Origin of the sequence: Geodermatophilus maliterrae (genome assembly GCF_041018925.1) — a bacterium.
Lineage (GTDB): Bacteria > Actinomycetota > Actinomycetes > Mycobacteriales > Geodermatophilaceae > Geodermatophilus > Geodermatophilus maliterrae.
Window position 1 is genome coordinate 1 of sequence record NZ_JBFNXQ010000021.1, and the last position, 19129, is coordinate 19129.

Annotated in this window: 14 protein-coding genes and 2 pseudogenes; 8 read left to right on the forward strand and 8 right to left on the reverse strand. The window is 68.3% G+C overall.

Annotation, left to right across the window (positions count from 1 at the left end):
- The first annotated feature begins 331 nt into the window (after positions 1-331).
- The 4 genes from ABQ292_RS08795 to ABQ292_RS08810 all read left to right on the forward strand — a co-directional run bounded on the left by ABQ292_RS08795 (position 332) and on the right by ABQ292_RS08810 (position 7470).
- A complete protein-coding gene (locus ABQ292_RS08795; RefSeq protein ID WP_369205331.1) occupies positions 332-1045 on the forward strand; it encodes a neutral zinc metallopeptidase in 714 nt (237 codons plus the stop codon).
- 449 nt (positions 1046-1494) lie between these two features.
- Positions 1495-4494 carry a toll/interleukin-1 receptor domain-containing protein gene (locus ABQ292_RS08800; protein ID WP_369205333.1) on the forward strand — a complete coding sequence of 1000 codons (3000 nt, stop codon included), beginning with the start codon at positions 1495-1497 and terminating at the stop codon, positions 4492-4494.
- Between the two features lie 435 nt (positions 4495-4929).
- The gene (locus ABQ292_RS08805; RefSeq protein WP_369205335.1) at positions 4930-5370 is read left to right on the forward strand and encodes a VOC family protein; all 441 of its coding nucleotides are present in this window, start codon (positions 4930-4932) and stop codon (positions 5368-5370) included.
- Between the two features lie 789 nt (positions 5371-6159).
- The gene (locus tag ABQ292_RS08810; protein WP_369205337.1) at positions 6160-7470 is read left to right on the forward strand and encodes a hypothetical protein; all 1311 of its coding nucleotides are present in this window, start codon (positions 6160-6162) and stop codon (positions 7468-7470) included.
- Here ABQ292_RS08810 and ABQ292_RS08815 read toward each other — a convergent pair.
- From ABQ292_RS08815 to ABQ292_RS08830, 4 genes are all read right to left on the reverse strand, one after another.
- Complete coding sequence (locus ABQ292_RS08815) at positions 7433-7762, reverse strand: hypothetical protein (protein ID WP_369205339.1); 330 nt, start codon at positions 7760-7762, stop codon at positions 7433-7435. The two genes, ABQ292_RS08810 and ABQ292_RS08815, sit on opposite strands and share 38 nt — an antisense overlap.
- 1168 nt (positions 7763-8930) lie before the next feature.
- Positions 8931-9221, reverse strand: a complete 291-nt coding sequence (locus tag ABQ292_RS08820) for an SLATT domain-containing protein (RefSeq protein ID WP_369205341.1) — start codon at positions 9219-9221, stop codon at positions 8931-8933.
- Positions 9202-9795: a hypothetical protein gene (locus tag ABQ292_RS08825; protein ID WP_369205343.1), complete on the reverse strand. Its 594-nt coding sequence runs from the start codon at positions 9793-9795 to the stop codon at positions 9202-9204. The genes ABQ292_RS08820 and ABQ292_RS08825 overlap by 20 nt, the downstream gene beginning before the upstream one ends.
- Positions 9796-10689: 894 nt before the next feature.
- Positions 10690-11538: a class I SAM-dependent DNA methyltransferase gene (locus ABQ292_RS08830; RefSeq protein ID WP_369205345.1), complete on the reverse strand. Its 849-nt coding sequence runs from the start codon at positions 11536-11538 to the stop codon at positions 10690-10692.
- A gap of 290 nt (positions 11539-11828) precedes the next feature.
- Between ABQ292_RS08830 and ABQ292_RS08835 the strand changes: the two genes are divergently transcribed.
- The 4 genes and pseudogenes from ABQ292_RS08835 (at position 11829) to ABQ292_RS08850 (ending at position 15443) form a co-directional block, all read left to right on the forward strand.
- Positions 11829-12095: a transposase gene (locus ABQ292_RS08835; RefSeq protein ID WP_369205347.1), complete on the forward strand. Its 267-nt coding sequence runs from the start codon at positions 11829-11831 to the stop codon at positions 12093-12095.
- Positions 12096-12215: 120 nt separating this feature from the next.
- Positions 12216-12506: pseudogene (locus ABQ292_RS08840) on the forward strand (leucine zipper domain-containing protein); the annotation flags it as partial.
- Between the two features lie 87 nt (positions 12507-12593).
- Positions 12594-12893, forward strand: a complete 300-nt coding sequence (locus tag ABQ292_RS08845; protein WP_369205349.1) for an integrase core domain-containing protein — start codon at positions 12594-12596, stop codon at positions 12891-12893.
- Positions 12894-13331: 438 nt separating this feature from the next.
- Positions 13332-15443: a transglycosylase domain-containing protein gene (locus tag ABQ292_RS08850; protein WP_369205351.1), complete on the forward strand. Its 2112-nt coding sequence runs from the start codon at positions 13332-13334 to the stop codon at positions 15441-15443.
- 62 nt (positions 15444-15505) lie between these two features.
- Here the strand turns inward: ABQ292_RS08850 and ABQ292_RS08855 are convergent, their stop codons facing one another.
- The 4 genes and pseudogenes from ABQ292_RS08855 to ABQ292_RS08870 form a co-directional block, all read right to left on the reverse strand.
- Positions 15506-15721, reverse strand: a complete 216-nt coding sequence (locus tag ABQ292_RS08855) for a hypothetical protein (protein WP_369205353.1) — start codon at positions 15719-15721, stop codon at positions 15506-15508.
- A 137-nt stretch (positions 15722-15858) separates the two neighbouring features.
- A pseudogene (locus ABQ292_RS08860) lies at positions 15859-16295 on the reverse strand (transposase); the annotation flags it as partial.
- A gap of 76 nt (positions 16296-16371) precedes the next feature.
- Complete coding sequence (locus ABQ292_RS08865; protein ID WP_369205355.1) at positions 16372-17232, reverse strand: polysaccharide deacetylase family protein; 861 nt, start codon at positions 17230-17232, stop codon at positions 16372-16374.
- Positions 17233-17407: 175 nt separating this feature from the next.
- Positions 17408-19081, reverse strand: coding sequence for a hypothetical protein (locus ABQ292_RS08870; RefSeq protein WP_369205357.1), 1674 nt, complete (start codon positions 19079-19081; stop codon positions 17408-17410).
- Between the last annotated feature and the right edge of the window lie 48 nt (positions 19082-19129).

The window sequence follows — 19129 nt, forward strand, 5'->3', positions numbered from 1 at the left end:
GCCATCCCTCCATGTTGGCCGCCTACGGCAATCGAGTTTGTCAGCGGACGCCGGCCTCGGCGCTGGCGGTCGATTCAGCTGCGGAGGACGTCACGGCGGCAGAGCACGCGACGGCAGAGGCGGAAGCTGCGTGGGCCGGCGCCTCGAGGCGGTGGGCGGCGTCGGGTCGGTGAGGTTCAAGACTCGCGGCTGGTCCCGTCGTATCAGGGCCGCCGATTCACGCCTCTCTTGCGATGCCGGTCACCAGAAGGTCGAACCCCGGATGAGTGACCGGCATGACGGGCGGCGTCGCTCACACCGTTCCTCGCTCACCCACCGATGGGAGGAGTCGATGTACCACGTTATCCGGGCAAGGCGCGTCGTCGTGACGACGGCGGTTCTCCTGGTTCTGCTGAGTTACACGGTTGCCGCGAATGGGGCTGGTGCCGCCACCGCGGAGGTTCAGGAGGACCCAGCTACCAGGGTGCTCAACGACGCGGCGGCCTTAGAGGGACTACTGAATGACTACTGGACGCAGGAATTGGCGGGGCTGTATGAGTTGAGCTTCGACACGCCCGACCGGTTCGAGTGGTACCAGGGCTCGAACAACGCCTTGTGCGGAGGGGGATACGAAAACGGGGCCGAGAACGCGTACTACTGCCCGGTAGACAGCGACGAGTACGTGGCCTTCGACCTCGATTGGTTCACGAGCTACCTCGAGCGGTTCCCGGGCGACGCGATCACGTTCCTCGTCCTGGCACATGAGTGGGGGCACGCCGTCCAGGACACCTGGCAGGAACAGCAACCCGGCGTGGACACGTGGTCACCGGCATATCAGAAGGAGCTTAACGCGGACTGCTTGGCGGGCGTGTTCCTGGCGGATTCCGTGATGGCAGAAGCCATCATCCTGGAAGACGGCGATGCTGAGGCCATTGCTACCTGGTTCTTCGAGAACGGCTCGGGGCAGTGGTTCGATCCTGGTACCCATGGCACCCGTGAGGAGAGAGCGCAGGCGTTCGCCGATGGCTTGGTGCAGGACGCGGATTACTGCCGAGTCACCTACTGAGGGATTCGCTGCCGCTTCTTCACCACGCGCTGCGGTCACCTAATTCGCCGGGCACCGGGGGAGGGGGAGGTCTGCGGGCGGGACTGCCGCCCGGGACGCCGGGCCAACCATAGGTTGCAGGCGGGGCGCCACCGAGCGCGTGTCAATCTGGCCACCGCAGCGATCCGAGGAGATGGCGGCCGGCGTTCGGCCGCCATCTCCTCCACCATCGGTACCCCGTCACAGCAGTAAACGGCGTCATCCGCGATCAGGCCCGCCCATCCTCATGGGCCTCGGTGCAGCCGGTCGCCGCCGGCGAATGGATCAGGGAGCTGCAGTGGCAAGTGAGGTCCACAAATGCGTCGGTTCGAAGGCCGAGCGGGCTCGACCCGGGGTGCGCGCTGGCGGATCGGCGAAGAAGAGGTCTCGGACCTCGGGGAGTCAGGCTGCTGGGGCGGTGAGGTGAACACATGACGATCGGGCTACTCAGGCCGCCACGGCGGCGTGCGGAGCGCTGGATGGAGGGGGCGACCGGCGGCGCGTATGCGGCGTTCATCTCTTACAGTCACGCCGCCGACGGCAGGCTTGCTCCGGCCCTGCAGAGGGGACTTCATCGATTCGCTCGGCCCTTCCTTCGGCTGCGGGCGCTGCGGGTGTTTCGTGACGAGGCCAGTCTGTCGGCCAATCCCGGGTTGTGGTCCTCCATCGAGCAGGCGCTCTCAAACTCGCATTTCTTCATTCTGCTCGCCTCTCCTGAGGCGGCCCGTTCACCTTGGGTCGGCCGCGAGATCGCCTACTGGGTGCAACACAAGTCGCCGGCGACGTTCCTCATCGTGCTCACCGACGGCGAGCTGGTCTGGGACAACGAGCTCGGGGACTTCGATTGGAGCCGGACCACGGCCCTGCCGCCATCACTGCGCGGAGTCTTCACCGAGGAGCCCCGCCATATCGACCTGCGCTGGGCGCGGGCCGAGGAGGACGTGTCCCTGCACAACCCGCAATTCCGAAACTCGATCGCGGACGTCGCGGCGCCGCTGCACCGTCGCTCCAAGGACGAGCTGATCGGCGAGGACGTCCACCAGCACCGGCGAACGATCCGCTGGGTGCGCTTTGCGGTCGCGACGCTGACAGTGCTGCTCCTCCTGGCCGTCAGCGCCAGCATCTTCGCCTTCAGCCAGCAACGAGCCGCTCAGGAGCAACAGCGCGCCGCAGAGGAACAGGCACGGATCGCCACCGCCCGCCAGCTCCTCGCGCAGGCTGAAGCCCTTCTCGGTGAAGACCCCCGAACGGCGCTGCGGCTCAGTGAAGCCGCTGTCCGCATCCGTTCCGGCCCGGAGACCCGATCGGCACTGGTCAGCAACCTGCTCACGAGTCGGTACAGGGGGACCCTGACCGGCCATGACGGCGGGGTCCTGGCGGTGGCCTTCGCACCCGACGAGCCTGTGCTGGCCTCGGCCGGCGAGGACGGCACCGTACGGCTGTGGACCACCAGCCATACGGCCACACCCACTCCTTTGGGCATCCCGCTGACCGGTCACGAGGGCAGGGTGTTGTCGGTGGCGTTCGCCCCCGACGGGTCGTTGCTGGCCTCCGCCGGTGAAGACGGCACCGTGCGGCTCTGGAAGACCAGCGACCCAGCCGCCCCGACCCTCCTCGGCAGTCCACTTACCGACCACACTGACCAGGTCAGGTCGGTGGCGTTCGCGCCCGACGAGTTCGTGCTGGCCTCGGCCGGCTATGACGGCGCCGTTCGGCTGTGGGACCTCACCGATCCGGCCGCACCCATGCTCCTCGGTTCCCCGCTGACCGGCCACACGGACGGGGTCGAGTCGGTGGCCTTTGCCCCCGACGGGTCTCTGCTCGCTTCGGCCGGGGTCGACGGCACCGTGCGGCTGTGGGACCTCACCGATCCGGCCGCACCCGTGCCTCTCGGTTCCCCGCTGACCGCCCAGGACGGCGGGATCGGCGAGGTGGCGTTCACCGCCGACGGGTCCCTGCTCGCTTCGGCCGGGGTCGACGGCACCGTTCGGCTGTGGGACCTCACCGATCCGGCCGCACCCGTGCCTCTCGGTTCCCCGCTGACCGGCCACGACGGCGCGGTCCAGTCGGTGGCCTTCGCCTCCGATGAGCCCCTGCTGGCTTCGTCCGGCGAGGACGGCACCGTGCGGTTGTGGACCACCACTGACCCGGCCGCACCTGCCCCCCTGAGTACCCCGCTTACCGGCCATGACGACTGGGTCAACGCGCTGGCCTTCGCCTCCGACGGGAACACCTTGGCCTCCGCCGGCGTGGACGGCGCCATCCGCCTCTGGAACACCACCGACCCGGCCGCACCCACTCCCCTAGGCACCCCGCTGACCGGCTCCAACTTCGGCGGGGTCCTGTCGATGGCCTTCGCATCCGACCGGTCGTTGCTGGGCTCCGCCGGCGCCGACGGCACCGTGCGGCTGTGGGATACCAGGGACCCGACAGCACCCACCTCCTTGGGCAGCCCAATTACCGATCGGAACGGGGCCTGGGACGTGGCCTTCACTCCCGACGGGTCCCTGCTGGCCTCCATCGGCGCCGTCCCTGCCGAAGGCACCGACATAGGCCAGCAGGTGCCCCTGGGAGCTGCCGGTGAAGACGGCATCGTGCGGCTGTGGGACACCCGCGACCCGACCGCCCCCACCCCACTGAGGACCCCGCTGACCGGCCACGACGGCTATATACGCGCGGTGGCCTTCGCCCCCGACGGCAACATCCTGGCCTCCGCCGGTGACGACGGCACGGTGCGGCTGTGGAACACCAGCGACCCGGCCGCCCCCACCCCCTTGGGCAGCCCGCTGAGCGGCCACGACGGCTGGGTCCAGTCGGTGACCTTTGCTCCCGACGGCAACATCCTGGCCTCCGCGGGTGACGACGGCACGGTGCGGCTGTGGAACACCAGCGACCCGGCCGCACCCGCCCCGTGGGGCAGCCCGCTTACCGATCACGAGGGCAGGGTGTTGTCGGTGGCCTTCGCCCCCGACGGCAACATCCTGGCCTCCGCCGGTGACGACGGCACGGTGCGGCTGTGGAACACCAGCGACCCGGCCGCCCCTACCCCCTTGGGCAGCCCGCTGAGCGGCCACGACGGCACGGTCCTGTCGGTGGCCTTCGCCCCCGACGGGTCGTTGCTGGCCTCCGCCGGTGACGACGGCACCGTGCGGCTGTGGAACACCAGCGACCCGACCGCCCCCATGGCCCTTGGTTCTCCACTGACCGGCCACGACGGCACGGTCACGTTGGTGGCCTTCGCTCCTGACGGGTTCCTGCTCGGCAGCGCCGGTGAAGACGGCACCGTGCAGCTGTGGAACCTCTCCGGCCTCTTCGAGCTCCGAGATCACGTCATGGAGCGCGCTTGTTCCACCACCGACGGCGGCCTGAGCCGCGGGGAATGGGAAAGTTATGTCCCTGGCCTCGAGTACGTCGACATCTGCGGAACGTGACGTGGCCACCGTGACCGCCGGGGTCGCTTTCACCATTGCTGCCAAGGACGCCGCTGGGTGACTTCCGGAGCGGTCATCGCCTGCGGCGCTGCCGCCCACGGCCACGAGTCAACCTCGAGCGGATTCTGCTGCGCTGGCGCTGTCGTTCTCCGTGCCCTCATGTTGGTGGCCAGCTGGACTGCACTGCCAGCGCCGCCCTGCCCGTAAGCGCATCCCGGCGGGACGCCGTCGCCGCACCCTCGGGGACCACACGCACATCGCCGTAGCGCGTTCGGCTTGCGAAGCGCCAGCTCACGAGGACGTCGGATGGTGGGATGCCGGTCCAGTCGCAGGAGGACGGCGGACTGAGCGATGACTTTGGGAAGCCTGTCGGGTCGGTGTTGAGGAGGCTGAGCCCGTCCTGGGGAGGGCATCGTGAAACTAGACCGAGCGACTGTGTGCCTGCCCATCAAGGATCGTTCGGTATCACACGCCTTCTACACCGCCCTCGGGTTCGTGGCGGTGGGTGAGCCGGGTGATGATGGCCTTCCCGAGCCCCTGCAGTTCGAAATCAGCGTCGGTCTGCGTGTGATGCTGATCCCGGCGGTCGGCTTCGGCTGGGTGATCGGTCGTCGGCGACGATCGCCCCGGAGTGCGCATGAGTGTCTCGTCGTGATCGGACTGGATACCGATGCCGAGGTCGGCGAGCTGATGCGTCGCGCCCAGGATGCCGGCGCCGAGATCGTCTTCAAACCCGGAAACCAGACATGGGGCCCGGTCTCGGTGGACGATGACCTCGCGGAGACGCAGAGCCCGGATGCCTACGCCGGCGCGTTCGCCGATCCCGACGGCCACATGTGGCAGATCACCCGCGCGGACGGCGTCCTGATCCGATGAGCACGTCGCGAACCCATTCGCCGCTGCGGTCGCAGCGGAGCGCACCACGGTCACCGGGATTGGCGCGGTCCGGTCCGCCCGAACGACTCGAGTCATCGACGGAGGAGCGGCGAGGCGGGAGTCTCTGGCGGGTGCAGCGCTAGCTGTAGTGACCGGGGAGGCTGATCAGCGGCTGATGGGTGAGTTGCCGCCGATGTCCCGACGCCCATCCACACACTCCTGGCCGCTCCCCATAACCGGCTTCAATCCGGCTGTAGCGGGCCGGGGGAAGGGTGGGCCGTAGGTCCATCCCGCAGGGATGCAGCGCCCTCCCGGCGACCCGCTGCAGCCGGCACCCTCGGCCGGCTGTGGAGCGATTGCCTGGTCCTCCGGACGGCTCGGGTGGGCCCGCGGATCACGCCATCCCAGTCCGCACACAGTCCGCAGAGTCCGCAGAAGTCCGCAACTCAGCCAGCATCGGTCGTCGTCGGCCGGCAACGCCCAACCATGAAGTCGCAGGTCAAGTCCAGGGTTAATCCATAGCCGCACACAGCCGTGCATCCCGGGTCAGTTCTGGGTCCTCGAGCCAGAGGCAGGCTTGACGTCTCCCAACGGGCCCACCTGCCCTTGAAGGCGGCATGAGGGACGAGGCCGATCTTGTGGAAGCCAGACGGGCGGGGCCCAAGGAGAGCGGACCTTGCAACTGTCCACGACTGGGCTTTGATCGACCAGTCTCCTCGACCCAGGAGGGCCGCAGGGCAATCGTGCCCCGGAACTTGCAGGTCGCTGCGCTCGGGGTCACCATTGAGTATGACCGGACAAGCCGGACGAGAAAACATCATCAACGTAATCGAAGAGACCTTTCAGGACGAACTTGGCCCTGATCTTATAAGCAACTCGTTCCGCCTGTCCCGAAGAGAACTTTATAGACTCTACGAGGCGCACGAGGCGTACATCGACCGAGAGCCTGAACTTGAGCCAAGCCCAGGTACATTACGCCCATACGTGCCAACTGCACTCTTGCCGCCCGGCAAATATAGGGCCCATCTTCTTGAGGGCACCGGCGCCGCCTTCCTTCGAAGTATAGAAGAGATCGACGATTCTGTAAGCGCACTACATCGCTTACTACTATATTGCCACTCCATCGCACTGCTTAATCCCTTGGTGTACATTACCGATCAGATAAGGTTAGCCGAGGATGCACTAGAGGAGGATCACCCCCTTCGGCTTCAAGTGGCAAACTATCTGTCGTGGATAAGCTTCATACGACCCCTGCTCAATTCTGGAGCTGTAGTTCTTCTTGAAAACAGATCCGCGTCCTTCAGCGGCTACGGCAGGCTTGATGACGTGCGCCTCAAGGAAGCCATTATCGAAGACACGCTGGCGGCGGGCGACTTTACCGATATTGAGGACCACCGCGATCCGGCTCACGTTGATGAGTTCACAAGGCGAGCTCCTATAGATGCGGCCGTGGACATACTCTCTCATGAGCAAGCCGTGAACGAGAGTTACGGCTTCGCTACCGACTACTTTTTTCCTAGGCGCTATTTCGCTAGGGCTCTACAAGCACTCCTCGCGACAAGTGGCCCGAAGAATGACCCCAGAGCCGAGAGTCCGAGTTTGTTCTCGGGGCTACTTGACAGCGTACGGATCCTGACGCTTTCGAGTCTACCGCTTCCCGACTTTGAGATTTCCGTCAAGGACATCCTCGCAGTAAGGTCAGGGGACGAGTTCACAGACTGGAGGATAGCTTTAGGGAGAGCGCTAGATAAGGTGTGGATTCTATCTGACCAGGCACTCCTGGACGAAGAAGCTCAACTCCGGATCATCCAAGAGGAACTGCGTAACGAGATGCGCCACCTTGAATCAAAAGTTGGGCGCTCAAGATACCTTGAAGAAGCCAGGAGGGGGAAACTGTCTTTCCTCGCAGGAGTCGTGGCGGCACTATCGATTTCAAACTGGTTCGACCCAACGGCGGGCATAGTTTCATTAGGAGCGAGGACGGCCTTTGAACGTTTATGGCAGTTGAGGAAGAGTCGTCAGTACAACGCCAAGGCGGCGCTAATGAACCATTATTTGTGCATCAGCTCGGCAGCAAGGAACACTGAGCATTCCATATAGCCCCTTGGCAAATGACTTCGATTACCTGACAGCGCAGCGAGCCGCCGGTGTCGGCGTGCACGATCCCGGCGTGACCGAGCACCGCGCTGTCCTGCCAGATGCCCTCGACGGCCGAGCCGTCGTGGTCGGTCAGCCGTACCCGGTCGCCGTTCCGCGGGCCGTCGTCGGGTCGGCGGGCCACCAGCACCCCGCGGGCGCTGCTGGCGCCGGCTCCCTGGCCGCCGTCGGCGACGAGCGGCACCATCCAGCCCTTATGCTCCTGGTCGTCGACGACCAGACCCATCCAGCCCATCGCTACTCCTCCGGGTTGGTGCCGGCAGCGTCCGTGCTTGGTCGCTACCACGGGCCTGCTTCCATGGCTTTTGTGGACGACCGCGTTGTCCACACAGGTGCGAGCGGCGCCGCCCCGACCGCGTTCACCCGGACGGGAGGGATTACTGGAGGACTACTGGAGGTCCGTGGTTGACAGCTGGCTGGGCACCCGCCCCTGCCGGCAGACGTCGCAACCCGAACCCAAACCCGCACGGTCCAGTAGGTCTGTGGCGGAGCCTCGCCCCGGCGGGGTGTGCTGCGATCACCGACTCCGCCTCCCGCTGATCTTGAGCGGTTCGTGCCGTGGAGTGATCCCCCGGTGCTCGGTGGCTGGCGCAGCAGATGCCTGCCGCTCCCTAGCGACGTCAGCGGCGGATGGTTGGTTCGGGCCCGTCGCACTCCTCTGGCCGCTTCCGCATAACCGGCCTCCTCCGACTGCAGCCGGGCCGGGGGAGGGGTAGGTCGCAGGCCCATCCCGCTAGGGACGCGTCAGCGCCCTTCCGGCGACCCGCTGCAGCCGGCATCCTCGGCCGGCTGCGGGGCGGCGTCGCTTCCGACTGCGGTCCTTCGACGCCGTCGATAGTCCGCCCCGAGTCCGCAGACAGTCCGCAGAACATCCGCTTCCGCCCGTCGACCGTCAATCACGCTCAGCGCAATATCCGCTGGTCAGCGACTTGCTGGCGCAGGTCGACGCAGGTCAGGAACACGGCTTCAATCATGTCCGGGATGACGACATCACCCACGTTCATGCAGTCAAGCGCAGGTGGCTCCCTCCTAGTCCGCAATAATCCGCAGCTGCGTCAAGCGTTGGGATTGCGCTCGTCACTGCCGCTGGATCGTTGACGGGCCGACGTCCGACCGTGAACTCCCCATACGGAGGGGCGTCGGAGGGAGGGTGACCCAGAGGGGTACACCCGGTCGAGCGCCCACCCCGGCACAAATTGGTTTCTGACGCTGTCGTACACGGAACCCGAGATGACGGGTTCGGACTCCTCGATGCGTGCCATTTCCTCGGCGATAGAACCGAGGTCACCGAGGGCAGCTTCGTGGTTAACGGCCTCGCCCGACTCGTAGCGGAGTCGAAACTGGTCAATCTGACGACGCAGACGAGACCAGGCCCGCGCCGAGGCTTGATGCTGCTGCGCCAATTACGCGTAGTTGAAGAACGTTTGGAGGGCGGTCAGCACCGCGGCCACTAAGGAGAGCAGGCCGGTGCTAATCTTCCAACCTAGGGCCGCCTCCTCCTGCAGGGTGGTGAATATTGCCGTGGACACAATGACCGATGTTATCGTCGCCGGAACTCCGAACGCCTTGTGTCTCGCTTGAAGTCTCTCCGCCATTGCGAAATGAGCATTATCCTTATTGATGGCTAAAACATAATAGACGATGGCCTGAAGAAGGATGTCCGCTGTTGGCCCGCTAGGCCGCTTCTCTGCCACAAACCCGCCCCTTGCCTGTCGTTTTGCTGAGCGATGAGTGGCTGCGCCAGGTGAAGTTGTCGATCTTCTGACCGGGCACGTCGGTGGGGATCTTGGACTTCAGGTGCACGTTGATGACGTGCAGCAACCCGCCGTCGACCTCGATTTGCACGTGCAGGATGGGTCGCTCAAGGGAGATCGGCTGGGCCTGGGCGTCTGGCGGGTTGGCGGTGAGCCGCTTGTACAGCGGCCAGGCCACGAGCTTGTTGGCGATCTGCTCGTGGTCGGTAATTCGGTGGTGCGTGGCCACCACCAGGTTGCGTTCGTCGAAGACGCCTCCGTCCGAGGTCTCGGTGCTGACCGTCTCGGCACCGTCGAGGTTGGTGCCGTGGAGCAGACTGCGCAGGGCCAGCAGCGCCCGAGGCTGACCGCTTCGCTCCTGGCCGTGGACCTTCTGGAAGTAGGCGATGTCGGCCCGCAGCCGCGTGATCTGCGGCCGCGTCAGCGCGATGCGCTCCTCCAGGGACGGTCGCTCATCCGGGTGGGTCTCGTCGAAGTTCTCCAGGTTGAACGTCGCGATGCGCACGGTGGCCACGAGCCTTCTCCCGTCTCTGCGAGCGCTGGGCAAGCACTGTCAGCTCCCCATCCCTCGGAGGCGCATCCCGGGCGGGTGATACATCAGCCCGGTCAGCCTCGCGCGGCTGCGCGCGGAGCACACGGCTGAGCACGACGTCGGCATGTCAGCCAATGCCGAACATGTCATCGCCCACCGTCGCTGAGGGCGGCTTTAGGGCCACGGTCCGGCCGCTTGCACGGCCCCCGCCAAGGGGCGCCATTGGGGGTCTCCGCATATTGCGAGGAGATGTCGCAGAACTACGAACCGCCCCGGACCGGAAGGTCAGGGGCGGTTTGTCGTCGAGCGGGATCAGTCTGCCGGACGTCGCCGGGTCGAGGAGGACACGCGACGTTCGGGCTCCGCACGCCGGACCGGTCTCGAAGTCGCATCCGGCGGTGAGGCGGCCTCGGCGTCAGAGGTCATATCAGAAGCCGCTGACGCCTCCACCACCACCGCCGAGAACGTCACCCGGGGAAGACCCACGGCGCGTTCCCGAACGGGGCGCCCGTGCGCTTCCCGCACCGCCGGCAGATCTTGTCGTCCGGACTCGAGGGCCGCTCGCCGTCCGGGTGTCGCTGGACGTAGGAGTGAAACCCGAACCGGCACCGCAGTGGCTTCCGAGTCATGGGCCGACGTTAGGAGTCGCCGATCTCGCCGGGAAGGGGAGTACCGCCCGGCGCGCCAGGGCCTCCTCCCCCTGATCGCCCGGAGTGGGCCGCTTGGTCCGACAGTCGATTCGAGGAGGTCTGTGGGCCCCGGGCGCCGCTCGGGCCCCGAGGTCTGGGTCCTCATGGCACCGAGGGCAACGGCTGCACCGTTGACGTCGACCTGGCCGTCACCCTGCTCCGCAGTGGTGCTCGACGCAGGCAGCCGTCATGGAAGCGGCTCCTCAGCCGGCGGGCTCGTGCGGTTGGCGAGCGCTACGACCAGGGGTTGGTAGTACCCGCTCTGCTCGGGTAGCAGCCACTCGGCTGACGCGAAACCCCGGCGCGTCAGCACGTGCGACAACCGGTCGCGGCGGAGGGTGCGGTACCGGGTCTCGTGGGCCGACACCGCCCAGTCGCCCGCGGCCCGCTCCTGGAAGGTGAACAGCGTGATGTCGAGGTGCTCGGCGTCCTCCGACCACCGCCAGCTCTGGCCGGCCCCGTGGCGGGACCCGGGTGGGCCGTGCAGGGCGATCGGCACGCCGGCGGGACGGGTCCGCCGCAGGTCGTCGTAGTCCCGGATGCTCGCGACGAGGACCCCTCCGTCGACCAGGCAGGTCCGGATGCCGTCCACCGCGCGCTCGAGGTCCGGGTCGGTCAGCAGGTGCGGCAGCGAGTTGTCGCAGGACACGACCGCCTCAAAGGTCCCCGTCACCGCCGCACGGAGGTCGCGGACGTCGGCGCAGCCCAGGGTCACGGGGAGACCGCGGATCCTCGCCTCCCGCCGGGCCCGCTCGACGGCGCGCCGGCTCAGGTCCGTTCCGGTCATCCGGTATCCCAGCGCGGCCAGCGGCAGCGCCTGCGTGCCGACCCCGCAGGTGCAGTCGAGCACCGTGGCCGGCGGTCGCACGCCCCGGGCGGCAAGCACCCCGGCGATGACCTCGCCGTGCCACTGCGCCGCCGCCCACCAGTCGGGGAACAGCAGGTGGTACTCCGCCGCCAGGGCGTCGTAGAACTCCTCGGTCTCGGTTGCCGCGCCGATCCCGGATGGCTGTCGCTGTCGCTGGTGGGCACCCACCGCCCCATAGTGCAACCGACTCCTCGAAGGACAGCACCGCAGAACAGGGACAGCACAGCCATCAACCACTGCCACGGGGTCCGCGCCGCGGAAGCCGAGGAGGGGCGCGGCGCCTCGCGCACATCCCACGATGAGCGGGCCGGTCGAGACGCTTCCCCCGACGTCCCATCGGGGGCGCTCAGCACGGTCCTCGGAGATTCTGACGGCCTGAGAGCTGCGGGGACCAAGACAAGACGGGCAGGACCTAAACAATGGGCATGTGCTGGTTACCACAGACGGAAGCTCGCAAGGTGCTCGACCTGGTGGAGTCCGGGCGGCCGGTCGCTGATGTGGCCGAGGCGCTGGGCATCTCGGATCAGACGATCTACACCTGGCGCCGGCAGGACCGCATAGACAAGGGCCTCGATCCGGGACTGACCTCGGCGGAGAAGTCGGAGCTGCAGGCGGCCAAGCAGCGGATCGCCCCGTTGAAGGCCGAGCTGGCGGTGCACCGGCGGGCCAGCGAGCTACTGGGGAAGGTGGTGCCTCCAGAAGGCGGTTCGAGGCCATCGCGGTGATGGCCGCCGAAGGCCACTTGGTGCAGCTGACCGCCCGAGTCCTCGACGTGTCGGAGTCGAGCTCTCAAGAGCCGAGCCGCGGAGTTCTTCGGCGTCGCCTGGACCACCGCCGACCGGTGGGCCGAGCGCTACCGGGCCGAGGGCACCGCCGGCATGCTCGACCGGTCCAGCCGACCCCACTCCAGCCCGGCCAAGACCAATCCAGCGACGACGCGGCGGATCGTCTCATTGCGGTTGTGCAAGCGCCGGGGCGCGGTCCGTCTCGCGGCCGAGACCGGGGTGGCGCCGGCCACCGCCGGGGCGGTGCTGCGCCGCTGCCGGATCAGCCGCTCTCCCGCCTGGAGCGCATCGAGCGGCAGGTCACCCGCTATGAGCACGCCGCGCCCCGCGAGCTGCTGCACGCCGGTGTGAAGAAGCTGGGCAACATCCCCGCCAACGGCGGCTGGCGCATTCTGGGTCGCCAGGCCGGCACCGCTAGATCGGTCCCCCGCCCGCCGGGTGCTGACCGACAACGGCGGCTGCTACCGCAGCCGCGACTGGGCGAGCGCCTGCGCCGAGCTCGGTCTCACCGCGAAGCGGACCCGGCCCTATCGACCGCAGACCAACGGCAAGGTCGAGCGGTTCAACCGCACCATGACCAGCGAATGGGCCTTCGCCCAGCTGTTCACCAGCGAAGCCGACCGCCGTGCAGCCTTTCCTGCTTGGCTACACACTTGCAACCATCACCGGCCCCACACCGGCATCGGCGGCCACCCACCCATCAGCCGCTTGATCAACCTCCCCGGTCAGTACAGCTAGCACTGCAACGGCACATCGCGAAGGTCCGCCTGATCGCGCAATCCGCGGAGTGCATGCTGCTGGAACGTCGCGACACGGAGAAGGTGCGAAATCACCACCGCCAGAACGCGAAGTGCCGTTCCGGTAGTAACCGCCACCTTCCGACCAAGAGCCGCGGGCGCAGGAGCTCGTCGGAGGTGACCCCGGTGGCCTGAAGGTGATGGCGCCTCGCACCGGTATTCTGCCCTTGTCCCTTCGCTGGCGCCGAGCCAGGTGCCGACACCTTGGTGCGCGAACGCCGCCTGGGGCACTGACCGTGCCCAGGGAGAATAGGCCGCGGAGCCGTCCGCTCAACGCGATTCTTCGCGTTACCGCAACCTGCCGGAAACGTGTGGGGAGCACAGCACACGTAGATTCCAAGCAATGTGGTCATATCGGCGTTCGCGGTCCGCCGTTCTGGTGCGGCTGGCGTCGGCGGTGGTGGTGGCCGGGGCGCTGGTGGCTGCACTCGCGTTTCCGTGGGCTGGCGGCGCCGGTGTGCTGGTGCAGAACTCCGTGACGTTGGCCGGCGAGCTGCCGGCCGCGCTGACCGGCAGCGTGTCGGGGAACAGCCGGGTGCTGGCCGCCGACGGGTCGCTGATCGCCAGCTTCTACACCAACGACCGCACCCCGGTCCCCTCCGACCGGATCGCGCCGGTGGTGAAGCAGGCGCTGGTCGACATCGAGGACGCGCGCTTCTACCAGCACAACGGCCTGGACGTGCAGGGAACCGTGCGCGCCGCGGTGACCAACGCCGCCGCCGGGTCGGTGCGGGAGGGCGGTTCGACACTGACCCAGCAGCTGGTCAAGCAGACCCTGCTGGAGACGGCGGATTCCGCCGAGGAGCGGCAGGCAGCCATCGAGCAGGACGGGCAGGGCGGTCTGGCGCGCAAGCTGCGCGAAGCCCGTATCGCCTTGGCGCTGGAGGAGACCTCCGCCAAGGACGAGATCCTCACCCGCTACCTGAACACCGTGTACTTCGGGCAGGGCGCCTACGGCATCCAGGTCGCCGCCCAACGCTACTTCAGCGTGGATGCCGCCGACCTCACCCTGCCGCAGGCGGCGATGCTGGCCGGGCTGGTGCAGAGCCCGACCAACGACGACCCGATCACCAACCCGGCCAACGCGCAGGTCCGCCGCGACCAGGTGCTGCAGCGGATGTACGCCCTGGGGCACATCAGCGCGGCTGAGCTGACCGAGATCTCGGCCTCGCCGGTCGCCGTCGCACCGGGCGACCCATCGCCCAACGGCTGCATCGACGCGGCGATCGGCGGGTTCTTCTGCGCCTATCTGCAGCAGTACCTGGTGCAGACCCTCGACATTCCCGCAGAGACGCTGGACAACGGCGGGCTGACCATCCGGACCACGCTACGCCCGGACATGCAGGCCGCCGGTGACCAGGCGGTGCTCGACCAGCTCTCCATGGGGGACCCGCGGGCCGCCATGTACACCGCCGTGGAGCCGGGCACCGGCCGTGTGCTGGCGATGAGCGTCAACCGCCGTTACGGCTGCTCGGCGGCCGACTGCGAGTCGATCGTGCTCAACACCGCCTACAGCCAGGGCTCCGGATCGACCTACAAGGTGTTCACCGCCGCCGCCGCGCTGGAACGCGGGATCCCCGCCGACCACACCCTGACCACGAGCAATCCCTACGTCTCCCGGGTCTACACGAACAACGGCCGCCCTTACGTGGTGCACGCCTTCGCCGGTGGCGGCAAGCCGACGATGACCATGGAAGAGGCGCTCTACACGTCCTCCAATCCCTACTTCATGGCGCTGCAGGACGAGTTGGGCAGCGTGGAGGGCCCGGTGCGCGTGGCCGAGCGGATGGGCATGCACTTCACCGCCTCCTCGGCGGAGCAGATCATCGGCGGGAACCGCGGGTCGTTCACCCTCGGTGCCGAGGCCACCAGCCCGCTGGACCTGGCCAGTGCCTATGCCACGCTGGCCGCCGGCGGCACCCAGTGCGACCCGACGCCGGTGACCGCCGTCCTCGACCGCAACGGCGAGCCGCTGACGGGGCCCGACGGGGACCCGGCCGGCAGCGGGGACACCTGCACCGCCGGGGCCGTCTCACCGGCGGTGGCCAACACCCTCGCCCAGATGATGCGCAAGGACGTCGAGCCGGGATATCCCGGGCAGACTGCCCCAGCCGCCTACGTCCCCGGCCACCAGATCGCCGGCAAGACCGGAACGACGCAGAACAACTTCTCCATCGCCTTCGCCGGCTACACCCCGCAGTACTCCGCCAGCGTGATGGTGCTCAACCCCAAGACCAATCAGGACGTCGGTGGGCAGGGCGGCGGCATGGGCGCCACCATCTGGCACGACGCCATGCTCCCCGTCCTCACCGGCGCACCGATGGTGCCCTTCCCCCCAGCCGACCCGGTCCTCGCCGGCAGCACCGTCCCGGCCAACCCGCCGACCGCAGCGGCCTCCACCCCCACCCACGACGCCGGCGGTGAGGCGGCAGACGACAACGGCAACCCGCTCGGCACCAACACCCCGCCCGACAACGGCAGTGAGGACTGAGAAGTCGCCCCAGCTCGCCTTTCCACCTCCCCGGGTCCAGTGGAGGCTCCGCCATTGCAGTGTCAATGGTGGCACCCGGTCAACGGCACCTCACCGCGTGATGTGGAGTTGGGATCGAGGGGGTGAACCAGTTGCTGCATAGTCCGGGACTTCTGCTCGACCTCCTCGCGCAACACGGTCTCCCGGGCGTGTTCTTCACGCAGCCAGAAGACCCCGAGCAGGAAACCAGCCGCCAGCAGAACAAGAGCCGTGACCACAGCGAGCAGGAAACCGATCATCGGCTGCAACCCCCGCGTCGAGAGTCTGATCGGTGTATCAGTCGACGTCTATCCCTGCAAACCGGTGGCCAGCCTCGAGCAGAGGTCAAGTCCCGTGGTGTGATGTGTGACGCTGGCCGCGTGATCTCCCAGATCGGTCAGGCGCTGAGCGCCGGAATGGTCACCTCCTCGGTGGTGGTCTGGGTCGCCGGCTCGGTGACGGGTCGGATGCGGCAGCGGGCGAGGACGTCTGGGCCGAGGTCGCGACGGCCTTCGGTCCATTCGTCGTGCTGCTCGGCAAGTACGGCGCCGACCAGCCGGATGAGCGCGTCGCGGTGGGGGAAGATGCCGACCACGTCGGTGCGCCTGCGGATCTCGCGGTTGAGCCGCTCGGAGGGGTTGTTCGACCAGATCTGACGCCAGAGCTCTTTGGGAAGGCGGTGAAGGCGAGCACGTCGGCGCGGGCGGCCTCTAGATGCTTGACGACCTTGGGCAGCTCATCGGTCAGTGCGTCGAGGACGCGGTCGAACTGGGCGTGCACGCCGTCGGCGTCGGGCTGGTCATAGACCGAGTGCAGCAGCGCCCGCAGCCACGGCTGGCCAGTCAGCGTCACCGCCGGCGGGATCCTGCGGGCGTCGACGATCAGGTGGTACGTGGCCCGGGGCGGCCGCTCAGAAGTCTGAGTCCAGGTGACTCAACAGGGTCGGGCCGTCCCAGGTGGGTGGCGGCATGATGCGGCGGATGGTCAGCAGCGGCTGCGCGGTGTCCTGGGGGTCGGAGAGCTGGAAGGCCGCCCGGTAACCCGCCGTGGCGACATGGGCAAGGGCTTCCTGCGACCAGACCCCGAAGGGGTAGGCCATGAGGTCCACGGGGTGGCCCAGGATCTCGGCCAGTTGGGCCCGCGGCTGGTCCAGCTGGGTCGCCCACTGGTCGTCGATGAGCCGGTCGGTCCGCTGGTGGTCCCAGGTGTGTGCGCCGATGGTCATGCCGGCCCGGTCGAGGTCGCGGAGCTGGTCGCCGCTGAGCCAGTCCGGTTTGCCCAAAACGACGGTCATCGGGAAGAAGGTGGCCGGGAAGCCGAGGTCGGTGAGCAGGGGCAGGGCCACCGAGTGGTGGGTCTCCGAACCGTCGTCGAAGGTCAACAGCACCGGGCGCTGCGGGAGGGCGGCGCCGAACTGCAGGTGGTCGACGAGCGCGGCGGTGGTGATCGGCGTGTAGCCGCCGTCGCGCAGCGCCTGCAGCTGGGCGGTGAACACCGGCGGCGGCGTGATCATCGTGCGGGCGTAGGCGCTGTCGTCGGCGCGGAACTCCCGCAGCTGGTGGAAGCACAGCACCGGCACCGTGGAGCGGGCCAGGACCTCCTGCGGCGTCCCGGAGGTGGGTGGTGCGCTCGGGGACGGCGTGGTGCTGGACGTCGCAGCCGGTGTGGAGGAGGCGCTGGTGGTCGCGTCGGTCGACGGAGCGGGAGCCGACCGTGAGCACCCGGCCAGCACCACCGCACCGGTCATGGTGAGGAACTGCCGTCGGCGCATGGCCTCAGCGTTGTGGTGAACCGCCCGGGCTCGCAAGTAGCCGCACCGCCGGGTGGGGACGATCCGAGCGCCGTTCGCTGACTGTGGCTCGCCTGATCGGTGGTCATGACCGTGCGTGGGGCTGGCGCGGCAGGCGGGGATCTGCCCGGATCCGGGTGGCCGGTGAGGGGTGCTGCTATTGGTAGGTGATCAGCTGCGGGGTGGGCTGGACCCCGGCGATGGTCTGGTCGGGGGTCAGTGTCGGGGAGTCCTCGTCGTAGAAGTTCTTCCAGCCCCAGGAGAGCGGCGCGGGGGCGTCCTGGTGCAGCACCCGCCAGGTGTCCTGCTTCATCGGCTGGGTGCCCTGCCCGTCGACGTGCACCATGATCGCCAACTCGTCGCGGGAGGTGTCCAGCCGCTCGCGGTCGACGATCATCCGCACCTGGAACTGGTGCAGCACGAGCAGCTTCTGGGGCAGCGCCCGATCGCGCGTGAGGTCAGCCAGCCAGGTGACCACCTGGTTGACCTCCTCGATGCCGACCTGCCCGATTTGGGTCAGGTGCACCTGATCCGGCCGCAGTCGCCACTCCGGATCCAGGGCGAGCCCGACGTGTGGCAGCTCCAGCAGCGGCTGGTACAGCCGGGCCTGGGTGAGGAAGTCGGTGCGGCCCGGCTGCAGGTCCAGCACGACGAAGACCCCGGCCTCACCTGCCGCCTCCACCCACGGCCGCAGTGTCTCCACGTCGGACTCGGCCGAGTAGTCCCCGTCCGCCCCGGCGGCGGACGAGGCGACCGTGGCGATGATCTCGAAGGCCGGCACGACGGTGGCATCCACCAACTCCTGGTAGGGCGCCGCGGTGTCGCGGGCCCGCTGGATGCTCTCCGGCAGCCCCTGCTCCCCGAGCACGCCGAGGGCACCGGTGCCCGGGGTGCCGTAGAGCGCGACCATCATGTGCTGAGGAAAGAGCAACTGGCCGCCGCCGGGCAGCTGCGGTCCTTCGACCGCCGTCCGCAGCTTCCAGTCCAGCCCCTGCACACCGGCGAAGTCGGCTCCCAGCGCGACGACTGTGTCGGGGCGGTTCTGCGACAGCGCGGTCACCACGTCGGCCGAGCCGCGCGGGTCGGTCTGTCCGCCGGTCAACCGCACGTCCGCGCCGGCAGCCCGCGCGGTGGCGATACCGGCCAGCGACTCCGGGCTGCCCGAAGCCAGCACCACCGTGCCGGTCAGTGGATCGCCGCGGTCCACCTGCGGCACGGTCGCATCCCCGTCCGCCGGGCTGTCCTCCGCGGTGGACGAGCCCGACCCGCCGACATCGACGGGCCGCAGCGCGGCCGGGTTCTGCGGGTCCAGCGCCGAGACCGCCACCGGGCCGCCGTCGGCGGGCACCGGGTCGGCGTCGGCCAGGTCCAGCCCCGTGGCCGCCTCGACCGCCGCGGCGTCGGCGGCAACAGGGACGACTTCCCGTGCGCCCTCCGGGGAGGACGTCATCGCGGCTCCGGTGTCGCCCACGACGAGGACCACGGTGGCGCCCAACCGGTCCAGTTCGGCGCCGACCACGTCACCGGCACCGCCGCCGGTCGGCTCCACCAGGAGCGGCACGCCCAGGCCCACGGCCGCCGAGGAGCCGAGCAGCGCCGCAGCGTCGTCGCCGTCACGGGCCACGACCGCGACCGTCGACCGGTCGAACAGCGCCCGGCTGGCCGAGACCGCCGAGGCCACCGGATCGGCGTCGGCCACCAACGTCAAGGCCGTGTCCGGCGCCGAGGTCACCGACTCGGCGCGCTGCTGGGCGGGATCGGCGCCGCCACCGGTGCAGCCCGTGGCCACCACCAACAGCCCAACGAGGACCGGAACGACCGCCTTGCGCATGCGACTCCCAAGTCCAAGGCGCCGGCCCGGCCACGATCCGCCCAGCAG